General features: G+C 72.8%; 15 protein-coding genes. 6 read left to right on the top strand and 9 right to left on the bottom strand.

Annotation, left to right across the window (positions count from 1 at the left end; all coding sequences use genetic code 11):
* Nucleotides 1–157 precede the first annotated feature (157 nt).
* Nucleotides 158–574, top strand: a complete 417-nt coding sequence (locus HNR68_RS26735; protein ID WP_246330424.1) for a GntR family transcriptional regulator — start codon at nucleotides 158–160, stop codon at nucleotides 572–574.
* The gene (locus HNR68_RS26730; RefSeq protein WP_343050050.1) at nucleotides 535–900 is read left to right on the top strand and encodes a UTRA domain-containing protein; all 366 of its coding nucleotides are present in this window, start codon (nucleotides 535–537) and stop codon (nucleotides 898–900) included. Before HNR68_RS26735 ends, HNR68_RS26730 begins: the two co-directional genes overlap by 40 nt.
* Nucleotides 901–1,131: 231 nt before the next feature.
* Here HNR68_RS26730 and HNR68_RS10350 read toward each other — a convergent pair whose 3' ends face one another.
* A complete protein-coding gene (locus HNR68_RS10350; RefSeq protein ID WP_179719906.1) occupies nucleotides 1,132–2,634 on the bottom strand; it encodes a glutamate synthase small subunit in 1,503 nt (500 codons plus the stop codon).
* Nucleotides 2,627–7,177: a glutamate synthase large subunit gene (gene gltB, locus HNR68_RS10345; RefSeq protein ID WP_179719904.1), complete on the bottom strand. Its 4,551-nt coding sequence runs from the start codon at nucleotides 7,175–7,177 to the stop codon at nucleotides 2,627–2,629. The genes HNR68_RS10350 and gltB overlap by 8 nt, the downstream gene beginning before the upstream one ends.
* Before the next feature lie 700 nt (nucleotides 7,178–7,877).
* On the opposite strand from gltB, the gene HNR68_RS10340 reads away from it, so the two are divergent.
* From HNR68_RS10340 to HNR68_RS10330, 3 genes are read left to right on the top strand one after another with little or no spacing between them, the layout of a single operon-like run.
* Nucleotides 7,878–8,819, top strand: coding sequence for an ABC transporter substrate-binding protein (locus HNR68_RS10340; protein ID WP_179719902.1), 942 nt, complete (start codon nucleotides 7,878–7,880; stop codon nucleotides 8,817–8,819).
* A complete protein-coding gene (locus HNR68_RS10335; RefSeq protein WP_179719900.1) occupies nucleotides 8,816–9,841 on the top strand; it encodes an iron chelate uptake ABC transporter family permease subunit in 1,026 nt (341 codons plus the stop codon). The genes HNR68_RS10340 and HNR68_RS10335 overlap by 4 nt, the downstream gene beginning before the upstream one ends.
* A 49-nt stretch (nucleotides 9,842–9,890) precedes the next feature.
* The gene (locus HNR68_RS10330; protein WP_179719898.1) at nucleotides 9,891–10,664 is read left to right on the top strand and encodes an ABC transporter ATP-binding protein; all 774 of its coding nucleotides are present in this window, start codon (nucleotides 9,891–9,893) and stop codon (nucleotides 10,662–10,664) included.
* Nucleotides 10,665–10,727: 63 nt separating this feature from the next.
* Here the strand turns inward: HNR68_RS10330 and asnB are convergent, their stop codons facing one another.
* Complete coding sequence (gene asnB, locus HNR68_RS10325; RefSeq protein ID WP_179719896.1) at nucleotides 10,728–12,221, bottom strand: asparagine synthase (glutamine-hydrolyzing); 1,494 nt, start codon at nucleotides 12,219–12,221, stop codon at nucleotides 10,728–10,730.
* Nucleotides 12,222–12,300: 79 nt separating this feature from the next.
* Here asnB and HNR68_RS10320 point away from each other — a divergent pair, with 79 nt between their 5' ends.
* Nucleotides 12,301–13,056, top strand: a complete 756-nt coding sequence (locus HNR68_RS10320) for an IclR family transcriptional regulator domain-containing protein (RefSeq protein ID WP_179719894.1) — start codon at nucleotides 12,301–12,303, stop codon at nucleotides 13,054–13,056.
* Nucleotides 13,057–13,058: 2 nt separating this feature from the next.
* On the opposite strand, the gene lgt is transcribed toward HNR68_RS10320, so the two are convergent.
* The 6 genes from lgt to HNR68_RS10290 all read right to left on the bottom strand — a co-directional run bounded on the left by lgt (nucleotide 13,059) and on the right by HNR68_RS10290 (nucleotide 19,582).
* A complete protein-coding gene (lgt, locus tag HNR68_RS10315; RefSeq protein WP_179719892.1) occupies nucleotides 13,059–14,072 on the bottom strand; it encodes a prolipoprotein diacylglyceryl transferase in 1,014 nt (337 codons plus the stop codon).
* 170 nt (nucleotides 14,073–14,242) lie between these two features.
* Complete coding sequence (gene trpA / locus HNR68_RS10310; protein ID WP_179719890.1) at nucleotides 14,243–15,037, bottom strand: tryptophan synthase subunit alpha; 795 nt, start codon at nucleotides 15,035–15,037, stop codon at nucleotides 14,243–14,245.
* The gene (gene trpB / locus HNR68_RS10305) at nucleotides 15,034–16,296 is read right to left on the bottom strand and encodes a tryptophan synthase subunit beta (RefSeq protein ID WP_179719888.1); all 1,263 of its coding nucleotides are present in this window, start codon (nucleotides 16,294–16,296) and stop codon (nucleotides 15,034–15,036) included. The genes trpA and trpB overlap by 4 nt, the downstream gene beginning before the upstream one ends.
* A gap of 35 nt (nucleotides 16,297–16,331) precedes the next feature.
* A complete protein-coding gene (trpC, locus tag HNR68_RS10300; RefSeq protein WP_179719886.1) occupies nucleotides 16,332–17,144 on the bottom strand; it encodes an indole-3-glycerol phosphate synthase TrpC in 813 nt (270 codons plus the stop codon).
* Nucleotides 17,145–17,421: 277 nt separating this feature from the next.
* Nucleotides 17,422–18,027, bottom strand: a complete 606-nt coding sequence (locus HNR68_RS10295; protein WP_179719884.1) for a Trp biosynthesis-associated membrane protein — start codon at nucleotides 18,025–18,027, stop codon at nucleotides 17,422–17,424.
* Nucleotides 18,005–19,582, bottom strand: coding sequence for an anthranilate synthase component I (locus tag HNR68_RS10290; RefSeq protein WP_179719882.1), 1,578 nt, complete (start codon nucleotides 19,580–19,582; stop codon nucleotides 18,005–18,007). The genes HNR68_RS10295 and HNR68_RS10290 overlap by 23 nt, the downstream gene beginning before the upstream one ends.
* Nucleotides 19,583–19,654 lie beyond the last annotated feature (72 nt).

Here is a 19,654-nt window from a genome sequence, read left to right as displayed (position 1 = left end):
GACTGCCCCTGAGCGAAGAGCGCCACACGAACTCACCTCATACGCATCAGTCGTCTCATACGTCTCATACGACTCAGAAGGTCGCGGGAAACTCATGAGTGAGGCAAGGTGGGACACTCGTTCGTGAGGTCCCAGACGTCTAGTGCGAGGTGTTCGGATGTCCGCCGCAGCGAAGTACCAGGAGATCGCGGCGACGCTGCGAAGTCAGATCGACAGCGGCGCGCTGAGCGCAGGTGACCAGCTGCCGACGGAGCAAGCACTGCAAGAGCAGTTCGAGGCTTCGCGAACCACCGTCCGGCAGGCGCTCAAGGAACTCCGGGACGCCGGTCTGGTGCAGATGCGGCACGGCGTCGGCGTGTTCGTCGCACCACCGAGAGTGGTTCGCCGACTGGACTCCCGCGAACGACTGGCCAAGGCGCGCAGGGAGCAGAACCGGGCCGCTTTCCTGGCCGAGGCCGACGACCAGGGCTTCACCCGACGACGTCGGTCCGGGTGTGGTTCGAACCCGCGCAGGACTACGCGGAACTCCCCGGCGTGGCCGAGGATTCCGAGCTGTGCGTCCGCGACCGGGTGATGCGTGCCGACGGTGAACCGGTCATGCTCGCCGTGTCCCGGCTGCCCCGCGACATCACGAGGGGCACCGCGCTGGAAGGAACGGACACCGGCCCTGGTGGCGCGCTCGCGCGCCTGGAGGAGGCGGGTTTCGAGATCACCCGGCACGAGGAGATCGTGAGCGCCCGCATGCCGGACGCGAACGAGCGCCAGCTGCTCGACCTCGGCAGCGGCCCGGTGCTCACCGTTCGGCGCCGCACGTGGAGCGGCGACCGGGTCGTCGAGGCCACCGACATGGTGATGTCCGGTATCGGCTACGAACTCCGCTACGCCTGGGACGCGGACTGACGCACGCACGAAGGGCGCCTTCCGCCGGTGGTCGGCGGTGGAAGGCGCCTTCTGCTCTCCAGGGACTGAACGCCCCTGGGTCAGTTCGGCGCAGGGGGATCGGCGACGTGCCCCGTGCGGCACCGTGATCTCACGGGAAACCAGACGTCTGGTTCCCACCGGAATCGCGTGCGGACACGCGGAGGGCGCTCCCCGCCAGCCGGCGATGGGGAGCGCCCTGCGGGAAGCGGGTCAGACCGCGAGCGGCAGGGCCGTCGGGTGGACCGGCGACGGCAGCTCGGAGGCCCCGGTGAGGTGGGCGTCGACCGCGTTGGCCACCGAGCGGCCCTCCGCGATCGCCCAGACCACCAGGGACGCCCCGCGGTGGGCGTCACCGCACACGAAGACGCCCGGGGCCGTGGTCTCCCAGTTCGAGCCGCAGCCGATCGTGCCGCGCTTGGTCAGCTCGATGCCCAGCCCGTCCAGCAGCGGCATGTGCTCGACGCCCTCGAACCCGATCGCCAGCAGCGCCAGGTCGCAGGGCAGTTCCTCGACCTCGTCGGAGATCGGCACCACCTGGCGGCGGCCGTTCTCGTCGCGCTGCACCTTGACGTGGCGCAGCCGGACCGCGCGCACGTGGCCCTCGTCGTCGCCGACGAACGACTCGATCGCCACCGCGAACTTGCGCTCCCCGAACTCCTCGTGCGCCGGGTAGGTGCGCAGGACGTACGGCCAGGTCGGCCACGGCGAGCGCTCGTCGTCGCGGCTGGTCGGCGGCTGCGGGTAGTTGTCCAGCTGGGTCACCGACAGCGCGCCCTGCCGGGTGGCGGTGCCGTAGCAGTCCGCGCCGGTGTCCCCGCCGCCGAGGATGACGACGTGCTTGCCCTTCGCCGAGATCGGCGACGGGCCGTCGCCCTCGCACTCCTTGTTCGCCGGGACCAGGTGCTCCATGGCCAGGTGCACGCCCTCGAGCTCCCGCCCCGGGATCGAGGTGTCGTCGCGACCGCGCAGCGCGCCCACCGCGAGCACCACCGCGTCGTAGCGGGCCCGCAGCTCCTCCACCGCCAGGTCGACGCCGACCTCGCAACCGGTGACGAACTTCGTGCCCTCGTCGCGCATCTGCGCCAACCGCCGGTCCAGGGCGGACTTCTCCATCTTGAACTCGGGGATGCCGTAGCGCAGCAGGCCGCCGATGCGGTCGTCGCGCTCGTAGACCGTCACCTCGTGCCCGGCGCGGGTCAGCTGCTGGGCCGCCGCCAGGCCGGCCGGGCCGGAGCCGACCACGGCCACCCGCTTGCCGGTCTGCTCCTCGGCCACCTGCGGGGTGACGTAGTCGTTCTCCCAGCTGACCTCGGCGATGGTCTCCTCGACCCGCTTGATGGTCACCGCACCGCCGGCGTCCGGCGAGATGGCCAGCACGCAGGCGGCCTCGCACGGCGCCGGGCACAGCTTCCCGGTGAACTCCGGGAAGTTGTTGGTGGCGTGCAGCCGGTCGCTGGCCGCCTGCCACCGGCCGCGGCGCACCATGTCGTTCCACTCCGGGATCAGGTTGCCCAGCGGGCACCCGGCGGAACCCGAGTGGCAGAACGGGATGCCGCAGTCCATGCAGCGCGACGCCTGCGTCGACACCTGCTCGTTGCGTTCCTCAGCGGACAGTGCCGCGTAGACCTCGTGCCAGTCGCCCAGCCGCTCGTCGACGGGGCGCTTCGGGGCTTCGGCCCGGGTGTGCTTCAGGAATCCCTTCGGGTCAGCCACGGGAAGCCTCCATGATCGCCTCGTCGATGTCCCGGCCCTCGATCTTGGCCATCCGCATGGCCTCCAAGACCCGCTGGTAGTCGCGCGGCATCACCTTGCGGAACGCTGCGGAGCGCCGCGGCCAGTCACCCAGCAGCGAGGCCGCCACCGTCGACCCGGTGTACTCGTGGTGGCGCTGCACGACCTCCTGCAGCCACTTGAGCTCCTTGGCGCTGGGCCGCTGCAGGTCCACCATCGCGGTGTTCACCCGCACCGGGTCCAGGTCCAGCACGTAGGCGATGCCGCCCGACATGCCGGCGCCCACGTTGCGGCCGGTGCCGCCGAGCACCACCGCGCGGCCACCGGTCATGTACTCGAAGGCGTGGTCCCCCGCGCCCTCGGCGACCAGCAGCGCGCCGGAGTTGCGCACCGCGAAGCGCTCGCCGACCTTGCCGCGCAGGAAGACCTCACCGCTCGTCGCGCCGTAGCCGATCACGTTGCCCGCGATCACCTGGTCCTCGGCGGCGAACGGCGCGTCCGGGTGCGGGCGCACGATGACCCGCCCGCCGGACAGGCCCTTGCCGACGTAGTCGTTGGCGTCGCCGACCATGTCCAGCGTGATGCCCCGCGGCAGGAAGGCGCCCAGCGACTGACCGGCCGAGCCCTCCAGCTGGACGTGGATGGTGTCGTCCGGCAGCCCGTCACCGCCGTAGCGGCGGGTGACCTCCGCACCCAGCAGCGTGCCGACGGTGCGGTTGACGTTGCGCACCGGCAGCTGCAGCTTCACCGGGCGGGCGTCCTCCAGCGCCGCCTCGGCGAGCTGGATCAGCGTGCGGTCCAGCGCCCGGTCCAGGCCGTGGTCCTGCTCGCGGACCCGGCGCCGCACCGGCGAGTACGGGGTCTTCGGCTCGGCGAACACCGGGGAGAGGTCCAGCCCGCGGGCCTTCCAGTTCTCCACCGCCTCGTCCACGCGGAGCGCGGAGACCTGGCCGATCGCCTCGTCGAGGGTGCGGAAGCCCAGCTGCGCCAGGTACTCCCGGACCTCCTGCGCGATGAACTCGAAGAAGTTCACCACGTGCTCGGCCTTGCCGGTGTAGCGCTTGCGCAGCTCCGGGTTCTGGGTCGCCACGCCCACCGGACAGGTGTCGAGGTGGCAGACGCGCATCATCACGCAGCCCTCGACCACCAGCGGCGCGGTGGCGAAGCCGTACTCCTCGGCGCCCAGCAGCGCCGCCACCACGACGTCGCGGCCGGTCTTGAACCCGCCGTCGACCTGCACCGTGATGCGGTCCCGCAGGCCGTTGAGCAGCAGCGTCTGCTGCGTCTCGGCCAGGCCGACCTCCCACGGCGTGCCAGCGTGCTTGAGCGAGGTCAGCGGCGCCGCACCGGTCCCGCCGTCGTGGCCGGAGATCAGCACCACGTCCGCGTGCGCCTTGGACACACCCGCCGCGACCGTGCCGACGCCCACTTCGGACACCAGCTTGACGTGCACGCGGGCGTGCTCGTTGGCGTTCTTGAGGTCGTGGATCAGCTGCGCCAGGTCCTCGATCGAGTAGATGTCGTGGTGCGGCGGCGGCGAGATCAGCCCCACGCCCGGCGTGGAGTGCCGGGTCTTGGCCACCCACGGGTACACCTTGTGGCCGGGCAGCTGACCGCCCTCACCGGGCTTGGCGCCCTGCGCCATCTTGATCTGGATGTCCGTGGCGTTGACCAGGTACTCGCTGGTGACGCCGAACCGGCCGGAGGCGACCTGCTTGACCGCGGAGCGCCGCTCCGGGTCGTAGAGCCGGTCGACGTCCTCGCCGCCCTCACCGGAGTTGGACTTGCCGCCGATGCGGTTCATCGCGATCGCCAGCGTCTCGTGCGCCTCGGCGGAGATCGCGCCGTAGCTCATCGCACCGGTGGAGAACCGCTTCATGATCTCGGAGGCCGGCTCGACCTCGTCGATGTCGATCGGTTCCCGGCCGCTCTCGAGCTTGAACAGCCCGCGCAGCGTGCCGCCCTCGGCCGCCAGCCGGTCGCACTCCGCGGTGTAGCGGCGGAACACGTCGTACTTGCCGGTCTTGGTGGAGTGCTGGAGCAGGAACACCGTCTCCGGCGTGAACAGGTGCAGCTCGCCCTCGCGGCGGTAGGAGTAGTCGCCGCCGGTCTCCAGCCGCCGGTGCACCCGCTCGGTCGGGTTGTCCGGGTAGGCGCGGCGGTGCCGCTGCGCGACCTCCTCGGCCAGCACGTCCAGGTCGACGCCGCCGAGCTTGGAGGTGGTGCCCTCGAAGTACTCGCGGACCAGGTCGGCGGACAGGCCCACGGCCTCGAAGACCTGCGCGGCGGTGTAGGCGCCGACGGTGGAGATGCCCATCTTGGACATCACCTTCAGCACGCCCTTGACCAGCGCCTGCACGTAGTTGCGGATCGCCACCTTGGGCCGGACACCGGTGATCTGCCCGGTGGCGATCATGTCCTCGATGGTCTCGAACGCCAGGTACGGGTTGACCGCCGCGGCGCCGTAGCCGAGCAGGGTGGCGATGTGGTGCACCTCGCGGGCGTCACCGCTCTCCACCACCAGCGCCACGCGCAGCCGCTCCTTGGTGCGCACCAGGTGCTGGTGCACCGCCGAGACCAGCAGCAGCGACGGGATCGGCGCCCTCAGGTGGTCGGAGTCGCGGTCGGAGAGCACCAGCACGCGCGCCCCGTTCGCGATCGCCTCGGAGGCCTCCTCGCGGATCCGCTCGATGGCCTCGGCCAGCGCCTGGCCGCCACCGTCGACCTCGTACAGGCCGGACAGCACCGCGCAGGAGAACCCGGGCAGGTCGCCGTCGTCGTTGATGTGGATGAGCTTGGCCAGCTCGTCGTTGTCGATGACCGGGGTGGGCAGCACGACGTGCCGGCAGGACGCCGGCGACGGCTCCAGCAGGTTCTGCTCCGGCCCCATCACGCGCGCCACCGAGGTGACGAGCTCCTCGCGGATGGCGTCCAGCGGCGGGTTGGTCACCTGCGCGAACTGCTGCACGAAGTAGTCGTAGAGCATCCGCGAGCGCTTCGACAGCACCGCGGGCGGGGTGTCGGCACCCATCGAGCCCAGCGGCTCACCGCCGGTGGTGGCCATCGGCGCCAGCAGCAGGCTCAGCTCCTCCTCGGTGTAGCCGAAGGCCAGCTGGCGGCGCACCACCGACTCGTGGGTGTGCACCACGTGCTCGCGGTCGGGCAGCTGGTCGAGGTTGAGCAGCCCGGCGTGCAGCCACTCCTCGTAGGCGTTCTCCGAGGCGAGCTCGGACTTGATCTCCTCGTCGTCGACGATGCGCCCCTGCGCGGTGTCGACCAGGAACATCCGGCCCGGCTGCAGCCGGCCCTTGGCGACCACCTCGGACGGCTCGACGGTGAGCACACCGGTCTCGCTGGCCAGCACCACGCGGTCGTCGGCGGTGCGCCACCAGCGGGCGGGGCGCAGGCCGTTGCGGTCCAGCACCGCACCGACCAGCGAACCGTCGGTGAAGGTGACGCAGGCCGGGCCGTCCCACGGCTCCATCAGGCTGGCGTGGAACTGGTAGAAGGCCCGCCGCTTCGGGTCCATCTCAGCGTGGTTCTCCCACGCCTCCGGGACCATCATCAGCACCGCGTGCGGCAGCGACCGGCCGCCCAGGTGCAGCAGCTCCAGCACCTCGTCGAAGGAGGCGGAGTCCGAGCCGTCCTCGGCGCAGATCGGGTACAGCCGGGACAGGTCGCCCGGGATCAGGTCCGACTCCAGCAGCGCCTCGCGGGCCCGCATCCGGTTGCGGTTGCCGCGGATGGTGTTGATCTCACCGTTGTGCGCCACGTAGCGGAACGGGTGCGCCAGCGGCCACGACGGGAAGGTGTTGGTGGAGAACCGGCTGTGCACCAGGGCGATCGCGCTCACCAGGCGCTCGTCGGTGAGGTCCGGGAAGAAGTCGGGCAGCTGCTCGGTGGTGAGCATGCCCTTGTAGACCATGGTGCGACAGGACAGCGACGGGAAGTAGAGCTCCAGGCCCTCCTTCGCCGCGGTCCGCTCGGCGCGCTTGCGCAGGCAGAACGCCAGGCGGTCCAGCTCCAGCCCGGCCTCGTCGTGCTGCCCGGCGACGACCAGGGTCGCGAAGTGCGGCATGCACTCCCGCGCGGTGGTGCCCACGCCCGCCTCGTCCGGGGTGACCGGCACGTCGCGCCAGCCCAGCACGCGCAGCTGCTCCTCAGCGGCGATCCGCTCGACCAGCTCCACCGCGCGGCGACGCTGCTCGGCATCGGCGGGCAGGAACGCCATGCCCGCGGCGTAGCGGTGCTGCCCGGCCGCGTCGGGCTCCGGCAGCTCGAACCCCACCTCGGCGCGCAGCAGCTCGTCCGGCAGCTGGACCAGGATGCCCGCGCCGTCACCGCTGGTGGGCTCGGCACCGGCGGCGCCCCGGTGCTCGAGGTTCGCCAACGCGGTCAACGCGTCGGCGACGATGCCGTGCGAACGGCGTCCGCGGATGTCAGCGACCATGGCGACGCCGCAGGAATCCTGTTCCGCGGCCGGGTCGTACAAGCCCTGGGCCGCGGGGACGGCGGAAAAGGCCACTGCGCAGACCTCCCTCGTCGAAACTCGTGCTGGAAGCCGACGGCCGGTGGCGACTTCATGACTTCTGGGCACGGGACGACGCTGGCCCGCGGATGGCTTCGGTGTCGCGGCAGAAGACGGGCAGGGGGCGCCCGTCCGCGACCGGAGCGTTCAGGGAACTTTAACAGCCACGACACCCGGAAGCAGCACTCTTGACGTGATGCTGACCATCTTGCCGTAACGCACCCGTGTCAACTACGAACAGCGGCTGCCCAGGGGCTTCCTGCGGCGACTAGGGCCCGGGCACCGCGCGTGTGGTGGGACACTCCGCCCCGTGAGCGGCGACCACGCCACTCACCGTGAGAACGCTTCGGGTCGCCCTGCGGCGAACACGATCCGCTGCCCAATCTAACCGCTGGGTGCGCAGCGGGGTAGTCCCGTGCTCCACGCCACCCGGCGCAGCGGATCAGCGGCGTGATCGGTCCTGATATCTTTCCAGCTCAGAGCCCCCGTTCCACGGGGTGCTCGCGGGACGCCAGCGCCAAGCGAAACCGGTGTGAACCCGGTGCTGTGCCGCAACTGCGATGGCCCGACGGACGCCGGGCACGAGCCAGGTCGCCTTGCGCGTGGTGTCGATGTCCGCCACCCCCGGTGCAGGGGTGCGGTGTCGGTTCGCCCCCGGCCTCGCCCTGCTGCACCGACCGAAGACCGTAGGGAAGACATGACCGGGTTCCGCCGACTCGCCACCCTGATGCTCGCCGTGCTGGCCCTGCTCGTCGGGGTCACGAGCTGCGCCACCCGCCCCCGCTCCGAGACGCCCGCGCCGGCCGACGACCCGGCCGCGGCGTTCCCGGTCAAGGTGGAGCTGCCCGGCCAGCCCCCGGTGACCCTGCCGCAGCAGCCGAAGCGGATCGTCTCGCTGTCGCCGACCGCCACCGAGACCCTGTTCGCCATCGGCGCCGGGGACCAGGTCGTCGCGGTCGACCAGTACTCCGACTTCCCGCCGGAGGCGCCGCGCACCGACCTCACCTCGTTCACCGCGGACGCCGCGACCATCGGCGGGCACAACCCGGACCTGGTGATCGCCCCGGACAGCGCCGCCCCGCTGGCCGAGGGGCTCGCGGCGGCGCAGGTGCCGACGCTGCTCACCCCGGCGGCGAAGGACCTGGACGAGGCCTACCGGCAGATCGAGGTGCTGGGCCAGGCCACCGGGCACACCCGGGAGGCCGCCGAACTGGTGGCCCGGATGCGCGCCGAGATCGACGAGATCGTCCGCGACACCCCCAAGCCGCCCGAACCGCTGACCTACTACCACGAGGTGAGCCCGGACCACTACACCGCGACCTCGCAGAGCTTCGTCGGCAACGTCTACAGCCTGTTCGGGCTGCAGAACATCGCCGACCCGGCGGGCGGTGACTTCCCGCAGCTGTCCGAGGAGCACATCGTGCAGGCCAACCCGGACCTGATCTTCGTCTCGGACGTCGAGTGCTGCCAGGTCACCGCCGCGTCGGTGGGCCAGCGGCCCGGCTGGGACACCCTCGACGCGGTGCGCGAGGGGCGCGTGTTCGAGCTCGACGACGACGTCGCCGGCCGGTGGGGGCCGCGCGTGGTGGACCTGGTGCGGGCCATCGCCGACGGGGTCACCAAGGCGCAGCAGGGGTGACGGGCACGGCTCTGCCGCAGACCACGCTGCGCCCCCGGCACGTGGTGGCCGGGGTGGCCGTGCTGGTGGCCGGGGTGCTGCTGTCGGTGCTGCTCGGCGCGGCCGAGCTGGGCTGGCGACGGGTGCTCGCCGAGATCGTCGCGCAGCTCACCGGCGGTGTCTCGCCGCTGTCGGAGCGGGAAGCGGCCATCCTCTGGTTCCTGCGGGTGCCGCGGGTGGTGCTCGCGGTGCTGGTCGGTGCGGCGCTGGCGGTGTCCGGGGCGGCGTTCCAGGGCGTGTTCCGCAACCCGCTGGCCGACCCGTACCTGCTGGGCGCGGCCTCCGGCGCGGGCTTGGCGGTCACCGTCGTGCTCACCAGCGTCCCGCAGCCGGGGACGTCGGTGCCGGTGCAGGCGGCGGCCTTCGCCGGCGCGCTGGGCGGCGTCGGCCTGACCTGGGTGGTCGGGCGTTCGGCGGGCCGGGAGACCGCGACGCTGGTGCTGGCCGGGGTCGCCGTCGGGGCGTTCCTCACCGCCGCGCAGACGTTCGTGCAGCAGCTGCGGGTGGAGTCGTTGCAGCAGGTGTACATGTGGATCCTGGGGCGGCTGACCACCACCGGCTGGCGGGAAGTGCTGATCGTGCTGCCGTACTTGGTGGTCTCCGCGGTGGTGCTGTGCGCGTGCGCGCGGTTGCTGGACCTGCTGGGCACCGGGGACGAGGAGGCCGCCGCGCTCGGCGTGCACCCGGGGCGGGTGCGGTTCCTGGTGCTCGTGGCCGCGTCGCTGGCCACCGCGGCGGCGGTGTCGACGGCCGGGCTGATCGGGTTCGTCGGCCTGGTGGTGCCGCACCTGGTGCGGCTGGGGATGGGCGGCAGCTTCCGGATCATCGTGCCGATGTCGCTGCTGTTCGGCGGCGCGTTCCTGGTGTTCGCGGACATGCTGGCCCGCACGCTGCTCGCCCCGGCGGAGATCCCGATCGGCGTGATCACGGCCTTCACCGGGGCGCCGTTCTTCGCCGCGCTGCTGCACCGGAGGCGCGCATGAGCACACCCGCGCCGCAGTGCACTGTGGACCGTGGAGAGGCGGGAGCGGCATGAGCCGGTTGGAGGTGCGCGAGCTGTCCGCCGGGTACCGGAGCGCCACGGTGCTCTCCGGCATCTCGACCACTGTGGACACCGGTGGCTGGCTGGGCGTGATCGGCCCCAACGGCTCGGGCAAGTCGACGTTGCTCAAGGCCATCGCGGGGCTGGTGCGCCACGAGGGCGGGGTGCTGGTCGACGGCCGCCCGCTGGCCGAGCTGCGCCGCCGCGAGCGGGCCCGCGCGATCGGCTACGCGCCGCAGATCCCGCAGCTGCCCATCGGGCTGAGCGTGACCGACTACGTGCTCCTCGGGCGCACCCCGCACCTCGGGCTGCTGGGCCGCGAGGGCCCGGCCGACCGGGAGGTGGTGCGCACCGTGCTGGACCGCCTCGACCTGGCGCGGCTGGCCGACCGCGCGCTGGCCACGCTCTCCGGCGGCGAGCGGCAGCGCGCCGTGCTGGCCCGCGCCCTGGCCCAGCGGGCCGGGGTGCTGCTGCTCGACGAGCCGACCACCGGCCTGGACGTCGGGCACGCGCAGGCGCTGCTGGACCTGGTCGACGAGCTGCGTCGGGAGCTGGGCACGACGGTGGTCATGACGCTGCACGACCTGACGCTGGCGGCCCAGTACGCGGAACGCCTGCTCCTGCTGGACTCCGGCCGCGCCGCCGCCGAAGGCAGCCCCGCCGAAGTCCTCACCCCGGCGGTCCTCGAGGAGCGCTACACCGCCCGCGTCACCGTCCTGCACACCCCCGACGGCGCCCCCGTCATCGCCCCCGTCCGGGAGTGACCCCACGCCGCACGACGGAGCTCGCCCAGCGTGCCCGGCGGCGGAGGTCCCGAGGTGGGGGCACTACGCCGTGGCGAAGCGGGTGAGGACGGCGTCCACCCGGACGTCGGGGAGGGCGCGGCGGAAGGTGCGGTAGTAGGCCAGCTCCTCCTTGGTGCGCACCGGGGCGGCACTGGCGGCCAGCTCCGCGTCGGTCACGCGGGACTCCCAGTACGGCGTCAGCAGGTCCTGCGCGCCGCTGCCGGTGCCGAACTGGGCCTTGCGCCGCCACAGCAGCTCGTCGGGCAGCCAGCCGCTGAACGCGCGGCGCAGGTGCGCCTTCTCCACACCGTCCTCGAGCGCCTTCAGCTCCGCCGGCAACGACATCGCGTGCGCGATGACGTCGGTGTCCAGGAACGGCACGCGGGCCTCCAGGCCGTGCGCCATGGTGACCCGGTCGCAGCGCTGCAGGTTGAGCCCGTGCAGCGCGCCGATGGTGCGCACCAGCTCCGCCGGCAGGTCGTCGGCGTGCGCGCGGTGGTAGTAGCCGTACCCGGCGAACAGCTCGTCCGCGCCCTCCCCGGTGAGCACCGCCTTGACGTGCCGGGAGGCCAGCTCGGCCAGGAACCAGTTGGGCACCGCGCTGCGGACCAGGCTCGCGTCGAACGACTCCACGGACCGCACCACGTCGTCCAGCACGGCCACCGCGCGCTCGGCGTCGAAGACCGCCTCGTGGTGCTCGGTCCCGAGGTGCTCCGCCGCGGCGCGGGCGGCCCGCAGGTCCGGTGAGCCGGCGGTGCCGACCGCGAAGGTCTTCAGCCGCTGCCCGGCCTCGGCGCACTCGGCCGCGGCGATCGCGGCCACGATGCTGGAATCCAGCCCGCCGGAGAGGAAGACCCCGACCTCGACGTCGGCCATCAGGTGCCGCCGGACCGAGTCGACCAGCACCTCGCGGGTCGCCTTCTCGGCGACCTCGGTGGGCAGCGCGGCCCAGTCCGGCGCCCCGTCGGGGTCCGGCACCGGGTCGGCGAACCGGACCAGGCCGGTCTCCGGGGTCCACGAGCAGCCGGGCGGGAAGGTCTCGACGGCGTCCTGCACCGCGGCCGGGAACGCGCGCAGCTCGGAGGCGAACCACCGGGTCCCACCGACCTCGGCCCAGTACAGCGGCTTGATGCCGAGCCGGTCCCGGGCGGCGACGAACCGGCCGTCCGGCGCGGCGGCGCACAGCGCCCACATGCCCTGCACCCGGTGCAGCGCGGCCGGGCCGCACCGGGCCAGCAGCACCAGGGCCGCCTCGCTGTCCGAGCCGGTGCGGAAGTGCTGCTCGCCGAGGTCCTCGCGCAGCTCCGCGTGGTTGTAGACCTCCCCGTTGCAGACCAGGGTCCAGCCGTCCGGGCCCGCCATCGGCTGGCTCCCGCCGTCGAGGTCCACGATCGACAGCCGGGTGTGCCCGAGCCACGCGTGCCGCCCGACTCGCCGGTGGTCGCTGCCGTCGGGCCCGCGGTGCGCGAGGGCGGCGAGCATCGGTTCTCCGGTCGGGACGGACGTCGGGTCGTGCACAGCGGCGATTCCACACATGGAGCTCGACCGTACGAACCGGTGCGCCATGCAGCAACGCCCGTTGCTCCATGCGCACGCGATCCGCGAGAATGAGGTGGTGGCCACTGATGGGTTGAGCAGCGTCCAGCGAGCCCTGGACGTGCTGCGCGCGCTCGGGTCCGGACCGCTGCGCGTGCAGTCCGTCGCCGAGGCGCTCGGCAAGGAGAAGACGCAGGTCTCGCGCACGCTGAAGGTGCTCGCTGAGAACGGCTTCGTGGAACGTGACCCGGACACGCTGGAGTACCGGCTGGGCTGGCAGCTGTTCGCCCTCGCCGGGGCGGCCAGCGACAGCCGCCTGCTGCGGCAGGCGGCGCCCGTGGTGCGCGGCCTGATGCGCGCGACCGGCGAAGCGGCGTACCTGACCGTGCTCAACGGGGGCGCGGCCGTGACGGTGCTGGCCGAACGCCCGGGCCACACCCTCCAGCCGCACGAGTGGATCGGCCGGCTCTCCCCGCTCACCTGCACGTCCAGCGGCCGCGCGCTGCTGATCGGCCGCCCGGAGGACGAGGTCGAGGCCCTGCTGGCGGCTCAGCCGGGGAGGCTGCCCGGCACCGAGCGGGCTCCGCGGAGCCCGGAGGCGGTGCGCGAGCGGCTGCGCGCCGAGGAGCGGGCGGGGTGCAGCGTCGCCGTCGAGGAGTTGGAACCGGGCCTGGTCGCCGTCGCGGCGCCGGTCCGCGACTTCCGCGGCACGACGGTCGCCGCGCTCAACGTCTCGGCCCCGGTGGTCCGGCTACCGCCGGACCACCTCGAGCACGCCACGGCCGCGGTCGTCGACGCCGCGGCGCGGCTCTCCCACGCCCTCGGCGCGCCGTAGCGTCATTCCTGCTTCTCGGGGCTGCGCTCGTCGGACTCCTCGGAGCCGCGCTCCTCGGAGTCGCTGCGCGGCTGCGCGCTCCCCTCCCCCTCGAGGGACGCCGGGTCCGCGGAGCCCTCGCTGGTTCCCGACGTGCCCCTGAGCAGCTCGGGGTCCTCGCGGGTGCCGCGCACCAGCACCAGGTACAGCACCGCGCCGGCGAAGACGATGAGCGAGGTGAAGACGTTGATGCGGACGCCGAAGACCAGGGTGGCCTCGTCGGTGCGCATCAGCTCGACCCACAACCGGCCGAGGGTGTAGCCGGCGACGTAGAGCGCGAACACCCGGCCGCGGCCCATCCGGAACCTGCGGTCCGCCCAGAGGACCACCGCGAACACCAGCAGGTTCCACAGCAGTTCGTAGAGGAACGTCGGGTGCACGACGGTGATCGGGGCCTGGTCCAGCGCCACCCCGCCGATCGGGTCGTTGAGGCCGGTCTCCGGGTCGACGCGCCGGTAGATCTCCAGGCCCCACGGCACGTCCGTCGGCGCCCCGTAGAGCTCCTGGTTGAACCAGTTGCCCAGGCGGCCGATGGCCTGGGCCAGCACGATGCCGGGCGCGACGGCGTCGGCGAACGCGGCCAGCGGGACGCCGTAGCGGCGGCAACCGATCCAGGCGCCGACCGCGCCGAGCGCGACGGCGCCCCAGATGCCGAGGCCGCCCTCCCAGACCTTGAGCGCGTCCAGCGGGTTGCGGTCCGGGCCGAAGTACTTGTACCAGTCCGTGGCCACGTGGTAGAGCCGACCGCCGACCAGGCCGAACGGCACCGCGAACACCGCGACGTCGAGGACCGTGCCCTCGGTGCCCCCGCGCGCCACCCAGCGGCGGCTGCCGATCCAGACCGCGGCGACGATGCCCGCGATGATGCACAGCGCGTAGGCGCGCAGCGGGACCGGCCCGATGTGCCACACCCCTTGCGGTGGGCTCGGGATGTTGGCCAGGAACGGACTCACCGTGGCGGCAACCGGGGCACTCACACCGCTAACGGTATCGGGCGCCACAGCCCGCGGTACGCGACCCCCGCTGGGTTCCCGACCGAAGCGCTGTCCCGCACACCCCGCTCACGCGAACAGCCCACCCCGGTCACCCGTTCAGACTCACCCGGCTGGTGTCCGGGAGCGGCGCGAGCCGGAGCGGACGTCGGGCCTCAGCGGCTGCGGACGCCTCGGGCGAGTTCTGCGGTGAGCTCGCGGACGCCGTCGGCGCCCTCCTGCTCCGCGCGGGTCACGAAGGCCGAGCCGACGATGACGCCGTCCGCGAAGGACGCCACCTCGGCCGCGTGCGCACCGTTGCGCACGCCGAGACCCACCCCGATCGGCAGGTCGGTGTGCGCCCGGGTGCGCTGGACCAGGCCCGCCGCCGCCGAGCCGACGCTCTCGCGAGCACCGGTCACGCCCATCACCGACGTCGCGTAGACGAACCCGGTGGTGGCCTTCGCGGTCAGCGCCAGCCGCTCCTCCGTGGAGGACGGGGCGACCAGGAAGATCCGGTCCACGCCGTGCTCGTCGGTCGCGGCGATCCAGTCCTCGCCCTCGTCCGGGATCAGGTCCGGGGTGATGACGCCGAGCCCGCCGGCCGCCTTGAGGTCGCGGGCGAAGGCGTTCGGACCGTAGCGGTGCACCGGGTTCCAGTAGGTCATCACCACGGCGTTCCCACCGGCCTCGGCGATCGAGGACACCACGTCGAAGACGTCGCGCAACCGGAAGCCCGCGCGCAGCGCCTTGTCACTGGCCGCCTGGATGGTCGGCCCGTCCATCACCGGGTCGGAGAACGGGATGCCGACCTCGACGACGTCGCAGCCGGTGGCACCGTCGGTGCCGGTCAGCATCGCCTGGAACAGCTCCTTGGACCCGTCCACCGTGGGGAAGCCCGCGGGCAGGTACCCGATCAGCGCGGCGCGCTGCTCCTCCCGGCACTCCTGGAACACCTCGCGGAGCTTCACCGCGCACCCTCCTCGTCGACGAGCCCGAAGTACGTGGCCGCGGTGTCCATGTCCTTGTCCCCGCGTCCGGAGAGGCTGACCACGATGACCGCGTCCGGGCCGAGCTCCTTGCCCAGGTCCAGCGCCCCGGCCAGCGCGTGCGCGGACTCGATGGCGGGGATGATGCCCTCGGTGCGCGACAGCAGCTGGAACGCCTGCATCGCCTCGTCGTCGGTCACCGACCGGTACTCGGCGCGGCCGGTGTCCTTGAGGTACGCGTGCTCCGGCCCGACACCGGGGTAGTCCAGCCCGGCCGAGATCGAGTACGCCTCGGTGACCTGCCCGTCGTCGTCCTGCAGCAGGTACGAGCGGGCGCCGTGCAGCGTGCCCGGGGTGCCCTGGCTGAGGGTGGCGCCGTGCTCGCCGGAGTCGAGGCCGTGCCCGGCCGGTTCGAAGCCGACCAGCCGCACGCCGGGGTCGTCGATGAAGCCGTGGAAGATGCCGATCGCGTTGGAGCCGCCGCCGACGCAGGCCGCGACCGCGTCGGGCAGCCGGCCGGTCAGCTCCAGCACCTGCTCGCGGGCCTCGTCGCCGATGACCCGGTGGAAGTTGCGGACCATCATCGGGAAGGGGTGCGCGCCCGCGGCGGTGCCCAGCAGGTAGTGGGTGTGGTCGACGTTGGCGACCCAGTCGCGCAGGGCCTCGTTGATGGCGTCCTTCAGGGTCGCCGAGCCGGTGCTGACCGGGATCACCTCGGCGCCCAGCAGCCGCATCCGCGCCACGTTGAGGGCCTGCCGCTCGGTGTCGACCTTGCCCATGTAGATGACGCACTCCAGGCCGAGCAGCGCGCAGGCGGTGGCCGTGGCCACGCCGTGCTGCCCGGCGCCGGTCTCGGCGATGACCCGGCGCTTGCCCATGCGCTTGACCAGCAGCGCCTGGCCCAGCACGTTGTTGATCTTGTGTGAACCGGTGTGGTTCAGGTCCTCCCGCTTGAGCAGGATCCGCGCGCCGCCCGCGTGCTCGGAGAACCGCTTGGCCTCGGTCAGCAGCGACGGGCGCCCCGCGTAGTTGCGCAGCAGGTCGTCGAGCTCAGCGAGGTACTGGGGATCGCGCTGCGCCTTGGCGTACTCGGCGGCGAGCTCGTCCTGGGCGGCGATCAGCGCCTCCGGCATGAACCGGCCGCCGTACTCGCCGAAGTGGCCGCGCTCGTCCGGGTCGTGCCCGTCCGGCACCGCCTTGCCCGCGCGGTGTGCGCGCGCGGTGTCTGCCCCCACGGTCATCGCCTCCACCTCCTGTGCCTCGCCGCCCCGTGCGATCACCGGCTCGGCCGCGGACACGCGGGGTGCGATCCGGCGGTCACCAGCTGGGTGACGGCCGTCTTGGGATTGTCGCTGGTCACGAGGCCTTCGCCGACCAGCACCGCGTCAGCACCCGACCCCGCGTAGGCCATCAGGTCGCTCGGGCCGCGCACGCCGGACTCGGCGATCTTGAGGATGTCCTGGGGCAACCCCGGTGCGATCCGCCCGAACACGTCGCGGTCCACCTCGAGCGTATGCAGGTTGCGGGCGTTGATGCCAATCACCTTCGCCCCTGCTTCCAGCGCGCGGTCCGCTTCCTCGGCGGTGTGCACCTCCACCAGCGCGGTCATGCCCAGCGATTCCACCCGGTCGAGCAGCGCCTCCAGCGCGTTCTGCTCGAGCGCGGCGACGATGAGCAGCACCATGTCGGCACCGTGCGCACGGGCCTCGTGCACCTGGTACGGGCTGATGATGAAGTCCTTGCGCAGCAACGGGGTGTCGGTGACCCGAGCGCGCACCGCGTCGAAGTCGGCCAGCGAGCCGCCGAAGCGACGGCCCTCGGTGAGGACGCTGATCACGCGCGCCCCAGCGGCGGCGTAGTCGGCGGCCAGGTCGGCCGGTTCGCCGATCTCGGCCAGCTCGCCCTTGGACGGGCTGCGCCGCTTGACCTCCGCGATGACGCCCACGCCCGGCGCACGCAGCGCGGCGAGCACGTCGTGCGGCGGAGCCGCCGCCGCGGACAGCTGCTTGATCTCGTCGAACGGGATCGCGGACTCGCGGACCGCCAGATCTTCGCGAACGCCCTCGATGATGGATTCCAAAACGGTCACGCGAACACCTCGCCGGCCCTGCCCCGAACAGCCACCCGCAAGTCCCTGATCAACGGTTGTGATGCGCAGAGGAACTCATTGCGCTCGATCACGACACTCCCCTTCCCGCCGTGCCGTCGCATGGCCGATGCTAAACCTCACCCGGGACCCGGCCTACCAAGGGGTGTCCGGAACGTCCCAGCGCAGCAAGGACCTTCGGCCCTTGCGGGCAGCCCGTGCCCCCGTCCAGCACCGGCCCGAACAGCGGTTTCGGACGCGGCCGGGAAACCCGGACGAATCACCGCGGTCGGTCGTCGGTCGGATCCCGTCCGGCATCGAGGTCCTGCCACATCTGCCGGTCCGGATCGTGGGACGCCCGCTTCGCCGTACCGGGGGCTGAGTACTTCGCCCCCATCGCGGGCATCCGCCCGCCCCGCACCAGCACCAACACACCCGCCACCACCAGCAGCAGCGCGGCGAGCAGCACCAGCAGCGGCCCGGGCAGCTGCGCGGTGACCTCCCCGACCGGCGTGCTGCCGGGCGGGGCGCCCGGTGCGGACGAGACCGGTGCCGCGCCGGTGAGCAGCTGCACCGACCGCCAGGCCAGCACCGCGCCCGCGACGACCACGAGCGCCCCCACCGCGCGCCGCAACCAGCTCCCGGTGGCCAGCACCGCCGCGACGGCGGCCAGCGACGCCAAGGCCATCGGCACCAGCTCGGCGCGCAGGTCCGCACCCCTCAGCTCGACCGGGACCTCGTTGCCGAACGGGCCGCGGAACACCTGCTCGGCCCACACCAGCGCGCTGGCGCCCCACAGCGTCCCCGCCGCGGCCAGGGCCAGCAGCACCACCAGCCACAGCAGCCCGCGGGAGCGACGGGGCTCAGATCCCGGCCCGGTGGTCAACCCGCTCCTCCGTGACGTGCGCGCCGGTCGGGCGGGCCAGCGTCTCCGCCGTGGCGACGGCGTTGAGCACCGCGCGCGCCTTGTTCAGGCACTCCTGGTCCTCCGCGACGGGGTCCGAGTCGGCCACGATGCCGCCGCCGGCCTGCACGTAGGCCGTGCCGTCGCGGACCAGCGCGGTGCGGATCGCGATCGCGGTGTCGGCGTCCCCGGCGAAGTCCAGGTAGCCCACCACGCCGCCGTACTGGGCGCGGCGCGTCGGCTCCAGCTCCTCGATGAGCTCCAGCGCCCGCGGCTTCGGCGCCCCGGACAGGGTTCCCGCCGGGAAGCAGGCGGCGACCGCGTCGAACGCCGTCTTGTCGTCGGCGAGCTGCCCGGTCACCGTCGACACGATGTGCATGACGTGGCTGTAGCGCTCGATGCGGAAGAAGTCGACGACGTGCACCGAGCCCGGCTTGCAGACCCGGCCCAGGTCGTTGCGGCCGAGGTCGACCAGCATGAGGTGCTCGGCGCGCTCCTTGTCGTCGTTGAGCAGCTCCTTCTCCAGCAGCGCGTCCTCGTCCTCGTCCGCGCCGCGCCACCGGGTTCCGGCGATCGGGTGGGTGGTGGCCTGCCCGTCGCGCACCGTCACCAGTGACTCCGGGCTCGAGCCGACGATGTCGAACGGGCTGCCGCCGTCCGGCGCCTCCAGCCGCAGCAGGTACATGTACGGGCTGGGGTTGGTGGTGCGCAGGACGCGGTAGACGTCCAGCGCGTCGGCCGTGGTGGCCATCTCGAAGCGCTGGGAGACCACGACCTGGAACGCCTCCCCGGCGCGGATGGCCTCCTTCGCCTTCTCCACGGCCGCGTGGTGCTCCTCGGGCTGGCGACGGCGCACGAACTGCGGGCTCGGCCGGGAGAAGGCGGCCACCGTCGGCTCCGACGGGGTGCACAGCCGCTCGGTCATCTCGTCCAGCCGCCGCACCGCGTCGTCGTAGGCCGCGTCCACCCGCTCCGGGCTGTCGTCCCAGTTCACCGCGTTGGCGATGAGGGTGATGGTGCCCTCGTGGTGGTCCAGCGCGGCGAGGTCGGTGGCCAGCAGCATGACCAGCTCGGGGATCTGCAGGTCGTCCTCGGTGAGCTCGGGCAGCCGCTCCAGCCGCCGCACGGCGTCGTAGCCGAGGTAGCCGACCATGCCGCCGGTCAGCGGCGGCAGCCCGGGCAGCGGGTCGGTGTGCAGCAGCCGGACGGTCTCGCGCAGCGCCTCCAGCGGGTCGCCGCTGGACGGCAGGCCGACGGGCGGGGTGCCCATCCAGTGCGCGGCCCCGTCGCGGACGGTCAGCGCGGCGGCGCTGCGCGCCCCCACGAAGGACCACCGCGACCAGGAACGCCCGTTCTCCGCGGACTCGAACAGGAACGTCCCGGGGCGGTCCCCGGCGAGCTTGCGGTACACCCCGAGCGGGGTCTCGTCGTCCGCGAGCAACCGCCGCACCACCGGGATCACCCGGCGGTCCGCGGCGAGGGCGCGGAACTCCTCGCGCCCAGGACTGATGGAGCCGATGTCACCGTCGCCGACCATGTCGTCATTGTGCCGCCCACCCGTTCCGGCCCGCGCGCGCCCTCCAGCCGCTTTGCCCGCGGCGCGCCGCAA

The sequence above is a fragment of the Saccharopolyspora hordei genome, assembly GCF_013410345.1.
Taxonomy (GTDB): Bacteria; Actinomycetota; Actinomycetes; order Mycobacteriales; family Pseudonocardiaceae; genus Saccharopolyspora; species Saccharopolyspora hordei.
This window is presented reverse-complemented; position numbering and strand designations above follow the sequence as displayed.